Annotated in this window: 6 protein-coding genes; 1 reads left to right on the plus strand and 5 read right to left on the minus strand. The window is 70.8% G+C overall.

Annotated elements, in window-relative coordinates; genetic code table 11:
* Positions 1-42: 42 nt before the first annotated feature.
* Positions 43-12,447: a type I polyketide synthase gene (locus ACZ6TD_RS00520; RefSeq protein ID WP_471348889.1), complete on the minus strand. Its 12,405-nt coding sequence runs from the start codon at positions 12,445-12,447 to the stop codon at positions 43-45.
* 397 nt (positions 12,448-12,844) lie between these two features.
* Between ACZ6TD_RS00520 and ACZ6TD_RS00525 the strand changes: the two genes are divergently transcribed.
* On the plus strand, positions 12,845-13,750 hold the full coding sequence (locus tag ACZ6TD_RS00525; protein ID WP_471348892.1) for a 2OG-Fe dioxygenase family protein: 906 nt from the start codon (positions 12,845-12,847) through the stop codon (positions 13,748-13,750).
* A gap of 27 nt (positions 13,751-13,777) precedes the next feature.
* Here the strand turns inward: ACZ6TD_RS00525 and ACZ6TD_RS00530 are convergent, their stop codons facing one another.
* From ACZ6TD_RS00530 to ACZ6TD_RS00545, 4 genes are read right to left on the minus strand one after another with little or no spacing between them, the layout of a single operon-like run.
* Positions 13,778-14,695, minus strand: coding sequence for an NAD-dependent epimerase/dehydratase family protein (locus ACZ6TD_RS00530; protein WP_471348895.1), 918 nt, complete (start codon positions 14,693-14,695; stop codon positions 13,778-13,780).
* A gap of 5 nt (positions 14,696-14,700) precedes the next feature.
* Positions 14,701-15,309 (minus strand): dTDP-4-dehydrorhamnose 3,5-epimerase family protein, encoded by a 609-nt coding sequence (locus tag ACZ6TD_RS00535; protein ID WP_471348898.1) that lies wholly within the window; start codon positions 15,307-15,309, stop codon positions 14,701-14,703.
* Complete coding sequence (locus tag ACZ6TD_RS00540; RefSeq protein ID WP_471348900.1) at positions 15,306-16,559, minus strand: activator-dependent family glycosyltransferase; 1,254 nt, start codon at positions 16,557-16,559, stop codon at positions 15,306-15,308. Before ACZ6TD_RS00540 ends, ACZ6TD_RS00535 begins: the two co-directional genes overlap by 4 nt.
* Before the next feature lie 14 nt (positions 16,560-16,573).
* Positions 16,574-17,359: a thioesterase II family protein gene (locus ACZ6TD_RS00545; RefSeq protein WP_471348903.1), complete on the minus strand. Its 786-nt coding sequence runs from the start codon at positions 17,357-17,359 to the stop codon at positions 16,574-16,576.
* Positions 17,360-17,391 lie beyond the last annotated feature (32 nt).

Consider the following 17,391-nt stretch of genomic DNA (forward strand, 5'->3'; position numbering starts at 1 on the left):
TGTACGGCGTGCGGTTGGTGTACGGCGTGCGAGAGCCTGCGCTCAGGACGGTCCGAATTCCTGGTCGATGAAGCTGAAGAGGTCTTCGGCCGCCGCGGACTCCAAACGATCAGCGATGGTGACCGGGTCCTTCTGCGCCGAGCCGGCCTGTGTCGGGCCGTCCGATGCCGGGGCGTCGGGAGGTGCCAGTTCCTTTCCGAGGTGTTCGGCGAGCGCGGCCGGGCTCGGGTAGTCGAAGATCAGGGTCGTGGGCAGTCGCAACCCGGTGGCGGCGTTCAGCCGGTTACGCAAGTCCACCGCGGTGTGCGAGACGAAGCCGAGGTCGAGGAAGCCGCGATCAGGCGCCACGGCTCCCGCTTCCCCGAGGCCGAGGATGGCCGCGGCGTGTTCCCGGACCGTCCGGAGCAGTACCCGCTGTCGCTCCCCGTGGCCGAGGCCCGACAGACGCTGTACCAGTGGCGCCCCTTCCGAACGGGAGGCTTCGGCGTGGGCGGGGACCGGCCGACGGACGCGTCCCTTCGGCTGGGCCGGTCGCGGCGTGAACACCTCGCCGTTCCGTACGGCCACCTGTCCCTCTCCCGCCAGGACGGCCTGACGCAGGACATCGAGCGACGCCGCAGAATCGTCCACGTCCAGCAACGCGAACCGCCCCGGATTCTCCGGCTGCGCGGAGCGCAGCAACCCCCACACCGGGGCCGCCGCCAGATCGCGGACGTCCTCACCCGCCTCGACGGCCACCGCACCCCGCGTCACCACCACCAACCGCGACCGAGCGAACCTCTCCTCCGCCAACCACTCCCGCACCACATCCAGAATCCCGCCCTCGGCACCACTCACGGCCGACGCCACCTCGCCGACGGCGGAATCAACGCACACCACCGCCACATCCGGCACCGCGTGCTCGCTCAGCGCGGCGAGATCCTTGAAGAGCTCCGCCCCCAACGTCTCGGCCAACCCGAAGACGTCCTCGCCCACCACGGCGCACGATCCGCCCCCCGAAGCCACGCGCAACGCGGCCGGCGCCCACTCCACTCGGTACCGGCCCTCCCCCGCCCCCTCCGGGACCGCGAACTCCGCCTCCCGCACCGGTCGCATGACCAGCGCATCCACCGACACCACCGGCATCCCCGCCGCGTCGGCCACCGCCATCGACAGCCCGCCCTCGCCATCCGGCGCCAGCCGCACCCGCACCACCGAAGCCGCGGCCGCGGCCGCACGCACGGACACACCGCTCCACGCGAACGGCAACCGCACCCCGTCCCCGGCGGCGTCCACGCATGCCAACCACGCATACAACGCCGCGTCCAGCAGCACAGGATGCATCCCCAGGCGATCCGTACTCGCCCCCTCCGGCAACTCCGCCTCCGCGAAGACCTCCTCCCCCCGGCGCCACACCGACCGCAACCCGCGAAACGCCGCCCCATACGCGAGCCCCGCATCCTCCAACCGCTCATACGTCCCGGCGAAGTCGACCATTTCCGCTCCCACCGGCGGCCATGCGCTCACATCCCCCAAGCCGCTCACATCCCCCGAGCCGCTCGCCTCACCACCAACGCTCAGCAGACCCCGCGCATGGCGCGTCCACGAATCGCTGCCGCCATCACGGGCGTACACGCTCAACTCCCGCCGGTCTTCCTCCCGCGGCCCGCCGACGACGAGCTGGACCTGGACCGCGCCCTCGTCAGCCAGCGCCAACGGCGCCTCCAGCGTCAGCTCCTCCAGCCGGCGACACCCCACCTCCTCCCCCGCCCGCAAGGCCATCTCCACCAATGCCGACCCCGGCACGACCACCCGCCCCAGCATCATGTGCTCCGCAAGCCACGGCTGGGTGCGCAGGGACAAGCGCCCCGTCAGCAAGAACCCGTCCGACTCGGGCAGCGGCACCGCCGCCCCCAGCAACGGGTGCTCCGTCGGCTCCAACCCCACCGAGGCCGCAGCACCGGATTCCGCGGCACCGCGCGAGTCGAGCCAGTACCGCCGACGCTGGAACGCGTACGTCGGCAAGTCCACGCGCCGCGCTCCCGATCCCGCGAACACCGCCGGCCAATCCACCCCGGCGCCGCCCACGAACGCCTCGGCCACGGATGCCAACAGCCGCTCCGGACCGCCCTCGCCACGGCGCAACGTCCCCACCGCCGCGACGCCGACTCCACAGTCGTCGGCCGTCTCCTCCACGCCCATCACCAGCGCCGGATGCCCACTGGCCTCCACGAACACACGGAAGCCCTCGCCCAGCACCACCCGCACCGTCTCGTCGAACCGCACCCTCCCGCGCAGGTTCCGATACCAGTACCGCGCGTCCAATTCCACCGTGTCCAGCACACCGCCCGTCACCGTCGAATAGAACGGGACCGACGACGACCGCGGAGCGATCCCGGCAAGACTCCGCTCGAGCTCGGCCTCGATCGCCTCGACATGCGCACAGTGCGAGGCGTAATCCACCGACACCCGACGCGCTCGCACCCCCTCCGCCCCACACACCGCCAGCCACTCCTCAACCGCTTCCACATCACCCGACACCACCACCGACGCCGGCGCGTTCACCGCCGCCACCGACAACCGCTCACCCCACGCCGCCAACCGCTCCTCCACCGCTCCCGCCGGCAGACTCACCGACGCCATCGCCCCACGGCCCGACAGCGCCCGCAACGCGCGACTGCGTACCGCCACCACCCGCGCGCCGTCCTCCAAGGACAAGCCGCCCGCCACCACCGCGGCCGCGATCTCCCCCTGCGAGTGCCCCACCACGGCCGACGGCACCACACCCAGCGAACGCCACGTCCCCGCCAGCGACACCATCACCGCCCACATCACCGGCTGCACCACGTCGACCCGGTCAATCCGCTCCGGCCCTTCGACACCCCGCACCACATCCAGCAACGACCAGTCGACCGACGGCGCCAGCGCCGCCGCGCATGTCCTCATCCACTCCGCGAACACCGGCGACGAATCCAGCAACTCGACCGCCATCCCCGCCCACTGCCAGCCCTGGCCGGGGAAGACGAACACCGCTCTGTGGTCGGAGCCGATGACGGCACCGTGCGCCACGCCCGGGGCCTCCCGTCCCTCCGCCAGGGCGGCCAGGCCGCGCGCCATATCGGCACGATCCGCGCCCAGGACCACCGCGCGACGGTCGAACACCGCGCGGGTGGCCGCCAGCGAGAAACCGACATCGTCCGTTGCCACCGCGTCCGGGCCGGCGCCCTCGTCGACAAGCGACAGCAACCGCGCTGCCTGGTCCCGGACCGCCGCCTCGGACTTCGCCGACAGCACCCAGGGGGTGATACCACCGGCAGCGACCGCCAAGGTGCTCGGCACGGGCTCGTCGTCCGCCTCGGCCTCCGCAGCCGCCTGTTCCGGTGAATGTTCCAGTGCCTGTGCCGGTGCCTGTTCCAGGATGATGTGGGCGTTCGTTCCGCTCACACCGAAGGAGGACACACCCGCCCGACGCGGTCGGCCGGTCTCGGGCCACTCGACGGGGTCGGCCAGCAGCCTCACCGCGCCCGCGGACCAGTCCACATGCGGCGACGGCTCATCCACGTGCAGGGTCCGGGGCACCAGCCCGTGCCGCATGGCCAGCACCGTCTTGATGACACCGGCCACGCCCGCGGCGGCTTGGGTGTGCCCGATATTGGACTTCACCGAGCCCAGCCACAACGGCCGGTCTCCGTCCCGGTCACGACCGTACGTGGCCAGCAGCGCCCGCGCCTCGATCGGGTCGCCCAGCGTCGTACCCGTACCGTGCGCCTCCACGACATCGACCTCGGCCGCGGTCAGCCCCGCGTCCGCCAACGCCGCCCGGATCACCCGCTGCTGCGACGGGCCGCTCGGCGCCGTCAGGCCGTTGGTGGCGCCGTCCTGGTTCACAGCCGAACCCCGTACCACCGCCAGCACCTGGTGCCCCTGGCGCCGGGCCTCCGACAGCCGCTCCACCACCAGTACGCCCACGCCCTCGGAGAATCCGGCACCGTCGGCCGTCGCCGCGAACGCCTTGCAGCGCCCGTCAGGAGCGAGCCCGCCCTGGCGGGTGAACTCGGTGAACAGGCCGGGCGTGGCCATGACGGTCACTCCGCTGACGAGGGCGAGCGTGCACTCGCCGCTGCGCAGCGACTGTACGGCCAGGTGCAGGGCCACCAGCGAGGACGAACATGCCGTGTCCACCGTCATCGCGGGACCCTCGAAGCCCAGCGCGTAGGACACCCGGCCGGAGAGCACACTGGCCGTGTTGCCGGTGATGACGTATCCCGCCGCCGCCTCGGGCACCTCGGGGCTCAGGGCGAGGTAGTCCTGGCCGTTCGTCCCGGCGAAGACGGCGGTGCCGGTGCCCCTGAGCGCCAAGGGGTCGATGCCCGCCCGCTCCAGCGCCTCCCAGGACGTCTCCAGCAGCAGCCGCTGCTGCGGGTCCGTCGCCAGCGCCTCACGCGGCGAAATCCCGAAGAAGTCGGCGTCGAAGTCGCCCGCGTCGTGGAGGAAACCGCCCTCCTCGGTACAGGACGTCCCAGCCCGGTCGGAGCCGGGGTCCGGGTCGTACAGGGCCGCCAAGTCCCAGCCGCGGTCGGCGGGGAACGGGGTGATTCCCTCCCCACCCGTATCGAGCATCCGCCACAGGTCCTCGGGGGACCGGACGTCACCGGGGAATCGGCAGCTCATCCCGACGATGACCACGGGGTCCTGGTCGGTCGCCGGTTCGGCGGCCACGGGCGAGGCAGCCGCCGCCTCCGGTTCGGGGAGCAGTTCCGCGCGCAGGTGGGCCGCGAGCGCGCGGGCGTTCGGGAAGTCGAAGGCCGAGGTGGGCGACAGGCGCAGGCCGGTCGCCGCGTTCAGGTGGTTGCACAGCTCGATGGCGGTCACCGAGTCGAGGCCGAGGTCTTTGAACGCGCGGGACGGATCAACCGCGTCGGCTCCCACGTGGCCCAGTACCGACGCCACGTGGTCACGTACCACGGCGAGCGTCGCCGTCTCCTGTTCGGCCCGGGTCGCCAGTCCGGCGAGCCTGCCGGCCAGGCCGTCGGGCGCGGCCGCCGCGTGTGTGCCGGGACCGGCCGCGTGGGCGAGCCCGCGTACGTCGGGCAGGTCGGCCAGGAAGGGGCTGGGGCGGGTGGCGGTGTAGGCCACATGGAACCTGTCCCATTCGACGTCCGCGATCACGACGTTGGGCTCACCTTCGGCCACCGCGCCCGCCAGTGCCGACACCGCCAGTTCGGGGGCCATCTCCGGCAGGCCGTGCCGGCGCGCCACCGTGCCGATACCGCCCTCGGCCATGCCTTCTTCGGCCCAAGCGCTCCAGGCCACCGAGGACGCGGGAAGGCCGAGGCCGTGCCGGTGCTCGGCGAGGGCGTCGAGGTAGGCGTTGCCGGGCGCGTAGTTGCCCTGTCCGGAGGCGCCCAGGGTGCCCGCCACGGAGGAGAACAGCACGAACGCGTCCAAGTCCATGCCGAGGGTCAGCTCGTGCAGGTACCAGGCACCGTCGGCCTTCACCCGCAGCACGCGGTCGATCTGCCCGGGGGTCAGCCGCTCCACGACCGCGTCGTCCAGGACCGCCGCGGTGTGGACCACCGCCGACAGCGGGCAGCCGTCGTCGGATACGTCATCGAGGAGCCGGGCGAGTGCCGTGCGGTCGCTCACGTCGCAGGCGGTGACGGTCACCCGCGCGCCGGTGGCCTCCAGTTCCTCGCGCAGCGCGGAGGCGCCGTGCGCGTCCGGTCCACGGCGGCCGGCCAGCACCACGTGCTCGGCACCCGACCTGGCCAGCCAGCGGGCCACCCGCGCCCCCAGACCACCGGTACCACCCGTCACCAGCACGGTGCCGCGCGGGCGCCACACCGCCCCCGGGCCGGGACGCGTGGCGCGGGCGAGGCGGCGGGCGAACATCCCGGAGGGACGGATCGCGGCCTGGTCCTCGCCCTCGGCACCGGCCAGTACCGCCGCCAGCAGGCGGCCCGCGCGCGTGTCCCACCGCTCCGGCAGGTCCACCAAACCGCCGAACCGCTCCGGGTGCTCCAGGGCCACGATCCGGCCCAGGCCCCACACCATCCGCTGGGCGGGGACGCCGACCTGTTCCCTGTCCGCGACGGCCACCGCACCGCGGGTCAGGCACCACAGGGGTGCGTCCACCCCCGCGTCGCCCAGCGCCTGGAACAGGGCGAGCGTCCCGGTCAGGCCCGCCCGGGAGACACCGGCTCCGGTGGGCGGCCCGTCAGCCAGGGACAGCAGCGACAACACACCGCGGTACTCGCCGCCCTCCGCCCGAACACCTCGCAGCATGTCGGCGATCCGGTCGCGGACGGCCCCGGCGGGCAGCTCGACCGTGACCGCGTCGCCTCCGTGGTCCCGCACCGCGGCCGCGGTCGGCCCCACGGCCTCCCCGGCGCGGCCCTCCGGGACGACCAGCAGCCAGGTGCCGGACAGCGTCGGCTGACGTGCCGTGCCCATGGGCACCCACCTGGTGCGGTAACGCCAGCCGTCCACCGTCGAGGTCACGAGCTGCCGCTGCCGCCAGGACTTCAACGCGGGCAGCACATGCGCGACCGACTCGTCGTCGACCTCCAGTGTGTGGGCCAGCGACTCCGCGTCGCCGTCCTCCACGGCCTGCCAGAACGCGGCGTCGGCCACGCTGCCCTCCGGCGCCGGTGCGGCGTCCGGCTCCCACCAGAACCTCTCGTGCTGGAACGCGTACGTGGGCAGATCCACGCGCCGCGCCCCCGACCCGGTGTACGCCCGCGTCCAGTCCACCGGCACACCGTGGACGAACGCCTCGCCCAGCGACGTGAGCATACGTCGCGCACCGCCGTCGTCGCGCCGCAGCGACCCGACCACCACGGCGTCCCTTCCCGCGGTCGCCAGCGTCTCCCGCACACTCGCGGTCAGCACCGGGTGCGCGCTGCACTCCACGAACGCCCCGAAACCCTCACCGGCCAGCGCCCGGATCGCCTCTTCGAAACGCACCGTCTGCCGCAGGTTGCGCACCCAGTACTCGGCGTCCGGGCCGCGCTCGCCGCCCAGCCACTCCCCGGTGACCGTGGAGAAGAAGGGCACCGCGAACGTCCGGGGCTCCATCGGCGCCAGATCGGCGAGGATCTGCTCGCGAACCTCATCGACCTGCGAGGAGTGCGAGGCATAGTTCACCGCGACACGCCTGGCCCTTGTTCCGTCGCGCTCACACCGCGCCAGCAGTACGTCCAGCGCCTCCGGCGTGCCCGACACCACCGTGGACGACGGCCCGTTGACCGCCGCCACCGCCACCGCCCCGCCCAACGCCTCGATACGCCGTCGCACTTCGTCGACCGGTGCCGCCACCGACACCATCCCGCCGCGCCCGGCCAGCCCGGTGCCGATCGCACGGCTGCGCAACGCCGCCACCCGGGCCCCGTCCCGCAGCGACAGGCCGCCCGCCACCACCGCGGCCGCGATCTCCCCCTGCGAGTGGCCCACCACGGCCGCCGGTTCGACACCGTACGAGCGCCACACCTCTGCCAGCGACACCATGACCGCCCACAGTGCCGGCTGGACCACCTCCACGCGCTCCAACGCATCGGCGTCGTCGAGCACATCCAGCAGCGACCACTCCACGAACGAGGACAGCGCCACCGCGCACTCGCTCATCCGCGAGGCGAACGCCGTCGAGGACGCCAGCAGCTCCCGAGCCATTCCCACCCACTGCGACCCCTGCCCCGGGAACACGAACACGGGGCGGGCGGTGATTCCGCCGTCTCGCGCCGCATCGCTCGTCGCGGTGGACTCGGCCACCGCCCTCACCCCTTTGAGGAGTTCCTCCCGCGAGCCGCCCGTCACGACCGCGCGCCGCTCGTGGAGCGACCGTGAGGTGACCAGTGACATCCCGACGTCAACGGGCGACACCTCAGGCCGCGCCTCCAGGAAGGACGCGAGCCGTCGCGCCTGCCCGCGCAGCGCCGCCTCGCTCTTCCCCGACAGGATCCAGGGCATGACAGCGGGGGCGCCATCTGGTTCTTTCGCCCGCGCTTCCGGCATGTCCGGGGCCTCTTCGGCCTCTTCCAGGATGACGTGTGCGTTGGTGCCGCTGATCCCGAACGAGGACACACCCGCCCGCCGCGGACGGCCACCCCCGGCCCACGGACGCGCCTCGGTCAGCAGCTCCACCCCACCCACCGACCAGTCCACCTGCGGCGTCGGCTCCTCCACGTGCAACGTCTTCGGCAACACCCCGTGCCGCATCGCCAACACCATCTTGATCACACCGGCCACACCCGCGGCCGCCTGCGTATGACCGATATTCGACTTCAACGACCCCAGCCACAACGGCCGATGCCCGCCCCGGTCCCGCCCATACGTGGCCAGCAACGCCTGCGCCTCGATCGGGTCCCCCAGCCTCGTCCCCGTACCATGCGCCTCGACGGCGTCGACCTCATCCGCACCGAGCCCCGCACTCGCCAGCGCCGACCGGATCACCCGCTGCTGCGACGGCCCGTTCGGCGCCGTCAACCCATTCGACGCACCATCCTGGTTCACCGCGGAACCACGCACCACGGCAAGAACCCGGTGCCCGTTCCGCCTGGCGTCCGACAACCGCTCCACCACCAGCACACCCACACCCTCACCCCACCCCGTACCATCCGCGCCCGCCGAAAACGCCTTGCACCGGCCATCCGCCGACAACCCGCGCTGCCGGCTGAATTCAATGAACATGTCCGGGGAGGCCATGACCGTGACGCCGCCGGCGAGGGCCAGGTCGCACTCGCCGGAACGCAGCGCCTGACCGGCCAGATGCAGCGCCACCAGCGACGACGAACACGCCGTGTCCACCGTCACGGCCGGACCTTCCAGTCCGAACGCGTAGGCGATGCGGCCGGACATCACGCTCGGCGTGTTACCGGTCAGCAGATAACCGGCGAAGCCGTCAGCGGCCTGGTGAGCACGTGGACCGTAGTAGTGGGTGGTGGCGCCTATGTAGGTGCCGGTCGCCGACTCGCGGCGCGATCGCGGATCGATTCCGGCTCGCTCCAGTGCCTCCCAGGACGTCTCCAGCAGCAGCCGCTGCTGCGGGTCCATCGCCAGCGCCTCACGCGGCGAAATCCCGAAGAACTCCGCGTCGAAGTCACCGGCTCCGGTGAGAAAGCCGCCGTTCCGTGTGTAGCTGGTGCCCCAGTGCCCGGGGTCCGGGTCGTAGAGGGCGTCCAGGTCCCAGCCCCGGTCGGTGGGGTACCCGGAGATGGCGTCCTCGCCGGTGACGACCAGCTGCCACAGCTGTTCGGGCGTGCTCACCCCGCCGGGGTAGCGGCACGCCATGCCCACGATGGCCAACGGCTCCGCCGTCGCCTTCGCGACGCGGGTGACAGCCGCCCGTCGCTTTCCGGTGATCTCTTCGTAGAGGTGGTGGGCGAGACCGCGCGGGGTCGGGTAGTCGAAGACCAGCCGGCCGGCGAGGGCCAGACCAGTGCGTGCGGCGAGACCATCGGCCAGCTCCTGCGCCATCAGCGAGTCGAAGCCGAGGTCTTTGAACGTCAGCGTGGCATCGACCCGGCCGGTGTACTCCATGACCGACGCCGCCTGGTCGCACACCGCGTCGAGGATGGCGTCACGTTGTTCGGACTCGGACAGCCCGGCCAGAACGGCGGCGAGGCGTCCGTCGACCCGCCCCGCGTCCAAGGCCGTCACCACCCCGGTCCCGTCGGTCTCCGGGACCTTACGAGTGGGTTCGGCGCCCGTCCGTTCCGGTGACGACTGGCTCTCGATCCAGTACCGCTCGCGCTGGAACGCGTAGGTGGGCAGGTCGACTTGTCGCGCCCCCACGAAGAACGGCTCCCAGTCGACCTCCTCGCCGCGCACCCATAGGTGAGCCATCGCAGTGGTCGCGGTATGCGTCTCGTCCCGATCCCTGCGGCAGAACGGGACAGCGACGACGTCGGGATGCGTCCGCTCGTCCTCGGTCCAGGCCCGGACCGACTCCTTGATCATGGGGGTGAGAACGGCGTCAGGGCCGATCTCCAGAAAGGTCGCCACCCCGTGCTCACGCATCGTGGCAACCGCATCGGCGAACAACACCGTCCCGCGCACCTGGCGCACCCAGTACTCCGGATCCTGCAACACCCCCGGAGCAGCCACCCGTCCCGTGACACTCGACACCACCGGCACAGACTGATCCCGATACCCCACCGAACCCACAACCCGTCCGAACGCCTCGAACATCGGCTCCATCAACACCGAATGCGTCGCATGCGACACCGCCAGACGCCGCGTCCTCACCCCCAGCCCCTCCAAACGCCCCGCCTCGGCCAACACCGGCGCCACCGTCCCCGAAAGCACCACCGACTCAGGACCGTTCACCGCCGCGACCTCCACACCGTCGCCCGAACGCACCGCATCCACCCCAGCTCCCACCGCCACCATCACGCCCTCACCGTTCGGCAACCCATGCATCAGCCACCCACGCGCCAGCACCACCCGAGCCGCGTCCCGCAACGACCACACACCCGCCACATGGGCCGCCACCAACTCGCCCAGAGAATGCCCCGCCACCACCGAGGGCCGCACATCCCACGAACCCAGCAAACGCCACAAAGCCACCTCGAACGCGAACAACGCCGGCTGCGCCCACCCCGTCCCGGTCAGCCCGTCAATACCTCCGGACATCACCTCCCGCAGCCGAGCTGAGAATTCCCCTCCTACCCCGAAAACCTCCTGAAGCTCCTCCGAGAGCTCTATGTCAGCGGCCACACCACCAGCGACCTCGTCAAAGACGCCCAACACCTCATCCAGCGCCGCGGCGAACGCGCCAAAACCCGACAAGCCCTCACCCATGCCGACTCGCTGCGCGCCCTGCCCCGAAAACACCACCCCCGTATCACCGTCCACCACCGAACCCGACACCACGCCCGAGCCACCGCCCCGTTCAGCCAGCCCCGACAACCCCTCGGCCAGCTCACCCCCGCTCGCACCCATCACCACCGCGCGATGCCCGAAACACGACCGCGACGACACCAGCGACCAACCCACATCGACCACGCCCATGTCGCCGGCGCCCTCGACGAATCCGGCCAGGCGGCGCGCCTGTCCGCGCAGCGCCTGCTCGGAGTAGCCGGAGACGATCCAGGGCACGACCGGCAGACCGGTTCGGGTACGCCCGCCGGTGTGCTCGTCCGCCGGTTCCGGCCGCCAGTCCGACAGCACGACATGGCAGTTGCTGCCGCCCATCCCGAAGGAGCTCACCCCCGCGACGAGTGGCTCGTCCGGCGCCGGGTCCCCGGGCCACGGACCGAGTTTCCGCTGCACCTGGAGGTTGAGTTCGTCCAGAGGAATCCGGGGGTTCGGTGTCTCGAAGTTCAAGCTGGCGGGCAGCAGTCGATGCTTGACGGCCAGGACGGTCTTGATGAACCCGGCGATACCGCCCGCGCCGCTCAGGTGGCCGATGTTGGTTTTGATCGACCCGACCGCGAGCGGCCGGCCGACCGGACGCCGACGGCCGATGGCCTCTCCCAGTGCGGCGGCCTCGACCGGGTCGCCCACCGGGGTTCCGGTTCCGTGCAGCTCGACGTAGCGGACGGCGGCCGGGGACAGGCCGGCATGCTCGTAGGCCCGGGTGAGGACGTCGGCCTGGGCGCCCACCGTCGGAGAGGTGAGCGTCTCACCCCTGCCGTCGTTGTTGGTCGCGCTGCCACGCACCAGGCACAGGATGCGGTCTCCATCGTCGAGCGCGGCGCTCAGACGCTTGAGCACGACGGCGCCTCCGCCCTCGCCCGGCACATATCCGTTGGCCTTGGCGTCGAACGTGTGGCAGCGGCCGTCCGGCGAGAGACCGCCCCAGCTCGCGGCGAGCAGCACGCTTTCCGGCATCAGGTGCAGATTGACGCCGCACGCGATGGCCAGTTCCGACTCCCCGGACCGCAGGCTCTCGCAGGCCAGGTGCAGGGCCACCAAGGAGGAGGACTGTGCGGAGTCAATCGTGAGGCTCGGGCCACTGGCGCCGAGGAAAGCGGAGAGCCGGTTGGCGATAATGCCGCGCTGAATGCCCGGCAAGGTGTGGTGGGCGCCGAGTGCTTCGGCGTGACGAGTCAGCAGCTTCGCGTAGTCGTCCGCGTTCACGCCGACGAATGTGCCCAGTCGGCTGCCACTGACCTCACTGGCGACCACGCGGGCGTCCTCAAGGGCTTCCCAGCCCAGTTCCAATACGAGTCGCTGTTGCGGGTCGACGAAAGGCGCCTCGCGGGGGGAAAGGCCGAAGAAGCCCGCGTCGAAGTCCGCCGGCCGGTCGAGAAAGGCGCCCCACCGAGGTGCTCCGTCGGAGCCCTGATCTGTCCAGCGGTCGGGTGGGACCTCCGTGACGGCGCTTTCGCCCGACGCCAACAGCTCCCACAGCCGCTGCGGGCTTTCCGCCCGCGGGAACCGGCAGGAGACGCCGATCACGGCTATCGCCGTGTCCGGGTCGACAGCGTCTCCGGCGAGGCCCTCTCCAGACAGGCCGACAGTGGTCATCGAGGGAAACCTCCAGCACCGGGCGTGCGGCCGAACGGAAACGAATTCAGAAGAAGCCCGGCGTGGAGTTCATGCTCTCGATATACCCGGCATCAACTGCCCTTAACTGTCCGACGCCACACCCGTCGGTGACATCGGCGATCACCGCCGTTACAGCACCGTCCTATGGGCATCGGCTTTCGCAGCCCATTGCCCACCGGGCCGTCGGATGGTAAATGTGACGGCAGCGCATGCCGAGTGTTCTGGTACCGGCTCGCCGATCCCGTCATCCGGTGAACCGCGGTCCGCCGAGCGGCTTCCCAGACCTGGTACATCACCCAGACTTTGCGCATCACACCCGAGCGGCCGTCGGCCTCGGCCAATAAATCCGCCGTATCATCATGGAGGGCACAAAGGTATGCCGAACTATGACGCCGTGGTTTCCGAGATTACAGAGATACGCTCGACCTATATCCGCGATCGTTTCGCTTTCGTCCCCGGCGCTCAGCTCACCAGGATCGTCAAGGGATTGGGCGCCACAGACGACGACCTCAAGAGTCTCACCACCGTCAGCGACGGGCTGAAGAGCGACCCGACCCTCCCGTTCCGAAAGACCAGGACCGGCCGCTTCGGTTTCGACCCGTGTGCCATGCGGGTGCGGCGGCTCGAATTCCAGCCGTTCATGCTGTCCATGGAGGACGACTTCGTACGGCACGATTCCGGCCAGGTGCGCAACTTCGACGAGATTCAGAACGACCTACAGCTCAACACCGCCCTGCAAGCGCTTCTCGTCTTCAAGTTCATGGTCTTCGAAGGCGTGACGGTCACCCACCGGCCGAAACTGGACTACGACAGCGACCAGTGGATCTGCACTCTGCTCAACGTGAGGACCATCACCGACGGTGACCTGATCGGTGAGCCGGCGCTCGAAGGGGTGCACAGCGACGGCGTCGACCACACCATGACGACCTACCTGGGCAGCGAGAACATGACGGGCGACAGCGCCGTCACGTTCCTGCACGACATGCGCGAGGTGAACGGCACCCGATGGCACGACACGGACGCCGACCTGGTTCGCGCCAAGGCGCAGCACCGTGACTTCCTCGACACGTGCCTGATCGTCGACCATGAGAGCAAGCACAGCGTCTCGACCTTGTACGCCGCCGACACGTCGAAGCCCGCCACACGAGACCTGCTGGCCTTCCTGACCCGCAAGCCGGTGGCCGAAGGACACCACTCGCACTCCTTCGATTCGCTCGAGCCGCACCGGGAGCTTCCCATGACGGTCGGCCTGCGCCTCCTCGACAGCACACCATCCAGGTAGCGGCCGCGCCGCGTCAGGCCGGACGAGTCACGAGGCGGCCCACAAGTCGCGGAGGGATCGCTCCAGCGGCACCCGCGGGGACCAGCCCAGCAGCCCGCGCGCGAGCCGGATGTCGGCCTGGGTCCACGCGCCGCCCTTGCTGTGTACCGGGGCCTGACCCTTCCGCACCAGGTGCGGGGGCACCCCCGACACGGAGACGAGAATTCCGGCGAGTTCCCGCATGCTGGTGGCGGTCCCTGAACCGATGTTGATCAGGCGCCCGGTCGCCCGTGTGCCCGCCGCCAGCACCACGGCCTCGGCGATGTCACGTACGTCGACGAAGTCGCGCTGGTCGTCGACGACGGTCAGGGTGAGCGGAGCGTCCTCGCTGGTGGTGCGCAGTTGGGCGGCGAGCCGGCCGAGGAAGCCGTGCAGCGGGGCGCCGGGTCCGCAGCCATTGGTGAGGCGGAGCACGCAGCCGTCCACGCGCCCCGCCTCCGTGGCCTCCAGGACGATTCGGCTGCCGGCCAGCTTGGTGCGCGCGTAGAGGCTGCCAGGGGCGGTCGGGTGGTCCTCCGCGATGGCCGTGCCCTCCGGGACGGGGCCGTACTCGTGCACGGTGCCGAGTTGCAGCAGCCTCGGCCGTCGGCGGAGCGTCGAGACCGCGCGCACCAGCTGGTCGACGAGCAGGACATGCCCGGCCGTCATCCGTTCCTCGTCGTCCGCCCCGATGTCGCCCGCCGCGTTGACGACGAGATCGGCGGAGCCCACGGCCTCGGCGATGTCCCCGACCGTCGCGGATGCCACGTCGAGCGGAAGGAAGCGGGCCCCGGGAGTCGGTTGAACGGGTTTTCTCGCCACGGCCAGGACGTCATATCCATGTGCGGCCAGCGCCGTGCAGATGTGCCGTCCCAGGAATCCGGTGCCGCCGATGACGACGGCGGAGCTCGCGTACGCATCGATCACGTCGTTCACCGTGCCCTGTCACCCCTGTCCACGTGCAGCGCCCGGCACGCCTCGTACGACGGCAGCACGCCGGCGCGGCGGGCCTCGGCCAGCGTCGGCGCGTCCCGGTCACGTGGGGAGACCAGGTACTCCATGCCGCCGGGCCAGGGCAGCCCGAGCGCCGGGTCGAAGGCGTCGACCTCGTGCTCGGCGGCCGGGTCGTACTCCACCGACGTCACATAGGCGGCCACCGTGTTGTCCCGCAGGGCGATGAACGCGTGCCCGAGTCCCTCCGCCAGGTACACCGCACGGCAGGAGTCGGGGTTCAGCCGGGTGCTGTCCCAGCGGCCGAACGTGGGGGAACCGACCCGCAGATCGACCACCACGTCGAGCAGCTCCCCGGCGGGGCAGGTCACCACTTTGGCCTGGCCGGGCGGTACGTCCTCATAGTGCACACCGCGGACGACCCCGCGCCGGGAGAAGCTGTGGTGGACCTGGCCCAGGCGCAGCGGATACCCCACGGCTTCCGAGAAGGCGGTTTCGGTGTAATGGGCGACGAACGCGCCGCGCTGGTCGCGGTGAACGTCGGGTACGAACTCGTAGGCGCCGGACACCGCCAGCTCTCGTACCTTCATCGGCGACGCTCCGCGGTGAGGTTTTCCAGTACGGGTACCAGATCGTGTGGGGTGGGCGCGTTCAGGTTCTCCTGGCGCAGGCGCTCCGCTCCGCTCTGGAAGGAGGGGTCCTTGACCAGCCGTTGCACGCTGTCGCGCAGGACGTCGGCCGTCAGCTCGGAGGCGTGAACGGCGAGTCCCGCACCGGCCTCGGACAGGCTTGTCGCTCTGTTCCACCAGTCGGCGTAGCGGATGGTGGGGATGAACTGGGGTACGGCGTTGGCGAGTGCCGTGCTCCAGGAGCCGAAGCCACCGTAGTGGACGACGGCCGAGGCAGTGGGAAGCAGGGCGTGCAGGGGGACGAATTCGACGATACGGGTGTTGCCGGGGACCTTGCCGAGCTTCTCGGCTTCGTCGGGCGGCAGCGTGGCCACCACGTCGACGTCCATGTCGCCCAGCGTGTCGATCATGTCGGGGATCGGGAGGAGGGTGCCGCCGACCACGGCACGCGCGGAGATGCCGGGAGTCAGGACGACGCGCGGGCGTTCGGGTGGCTCGTGCAGCCAGTCCGGGATCTCGGAGGGGCCGTTGTAGGGGAGGTAGCGGACCGGTATCCGCTCCACCGTCAACGGAAATTGGAGGCTGGTGGGTACCTGGTCGATGGTCCACTGGCCGACCACGACCTCTTCGTCGAACGAGCTGCCGTAGCGGCTGAGGTGCTTGCCGAGCCAGTCGGCCATCGGGTCTTCACGGCGCTCCCGCGGGCGTTCAGCCTGGCGCTGGAGGAAGACGCCGCGCATCGCGGAGTGGTTGTCGAAGCACCACAGCAGCCGGGCATGGGCGGCGCCGACGACGCGCGCCGCCACCGGCCCCGCGTAGCTGAGGGGTTCCCAGACGACCAGGTCGGGTCGCCAGCGGCGGGCATACGCGACCAGGTCGGGGATCATGGGGTCGTTGTAGACCTGGTGCGAGAACATGACGCTGACTCTGAGCTTCGCCAGCGCCTGCTCCCACGAGTGTGCCTCGAGGGTCGGGTTGGACCAGTCGGAAAGCGGGTTCTCCAGCGAGCCGCGGTTCCGCGCCAGCATCTCGTGGAAGTTGTGGTCCTCGCCGACGGAGACCGCGGTCAGGCCCATGCTCTTGATGGCGTCCACCAGCGCGGGGCTGCTGGCGACTCGGACATCGTGGCCCGCGCCGGCCAGGGACCACGCGAGCGGCACCATGGACAGCAGATGTGACCTGTCGGAGAGCGTCACGAAAAGTACACGCATCGTCGGGTTCTCCCTCAGCCGATGGTCTGTCCGCCGCGGGTCCGCGCCGCACTCAGGGTGTCCGTGATCGCCGCGGCCACCGCTGTCCCGTGCTCGGCGACATAGAAGTGGCCCCCGGGGAAAACCCGCAGGTCGAAGCCGCCCGCGGTGTGCTCCCGCCAGCCCGCCGCCTCCTCGACCGAGACGTGGTCGTCGGCTTCGCCGGTGAGTGCGACGATGTCGCACCGCAGTGCCGTGCCGGGCTCTGTCTGGTAGGTCTCGGACGCCTTGTAGTCGCTGCGGATCGACGGCAGGGCCAATTGCAGCAGTTCGCGTTCGTCGAGGATCCGCGCGTCGGTGCCACTGAGCCGTCGCAGCTCGGCGACGAGCCCGGCGTCGTCGAGACGGTGGATGTCCCGGCCGCGCTGGAGCGAAGGCGCGGGCCTGGCGGAGGCGAAGAGCGCCAGGGGTGTGGTCCCCAGCTCTCGTTCGAGCAGCATGGCCAGCTCGAATCCGACGGCGGCGCCCATGCTGTGGCCGAACAGCGCGACGGGACGCTCGGCGGCGAGCGGCTTCAGCACGTCGAAGACGGCCTGGGCCATCTCGGGGACGCTCTCGACGCACGGTTCACTCAGCCGGTCCTGTCGCCCCGGGTACTGGACGACCAGGGCCTCCACGGCCGAAGGCAGCAGCTCGGAGAGCGGGAAGTAGAAACTCGCGGTTCCCCCGGCGTGCGGCAGACACACCAGGCTGATATCGGCCTCCGGGTTCGGATGGAACCTGCGGAACCACCGGCTCTCACCGGTAGCGGGCAACGCCATGGCTCTTGTCATTCCCTTCTCTGGTGTTCCTG

Source organism: Streptomyces yongxingensis, from assembly GCF_055597465.1.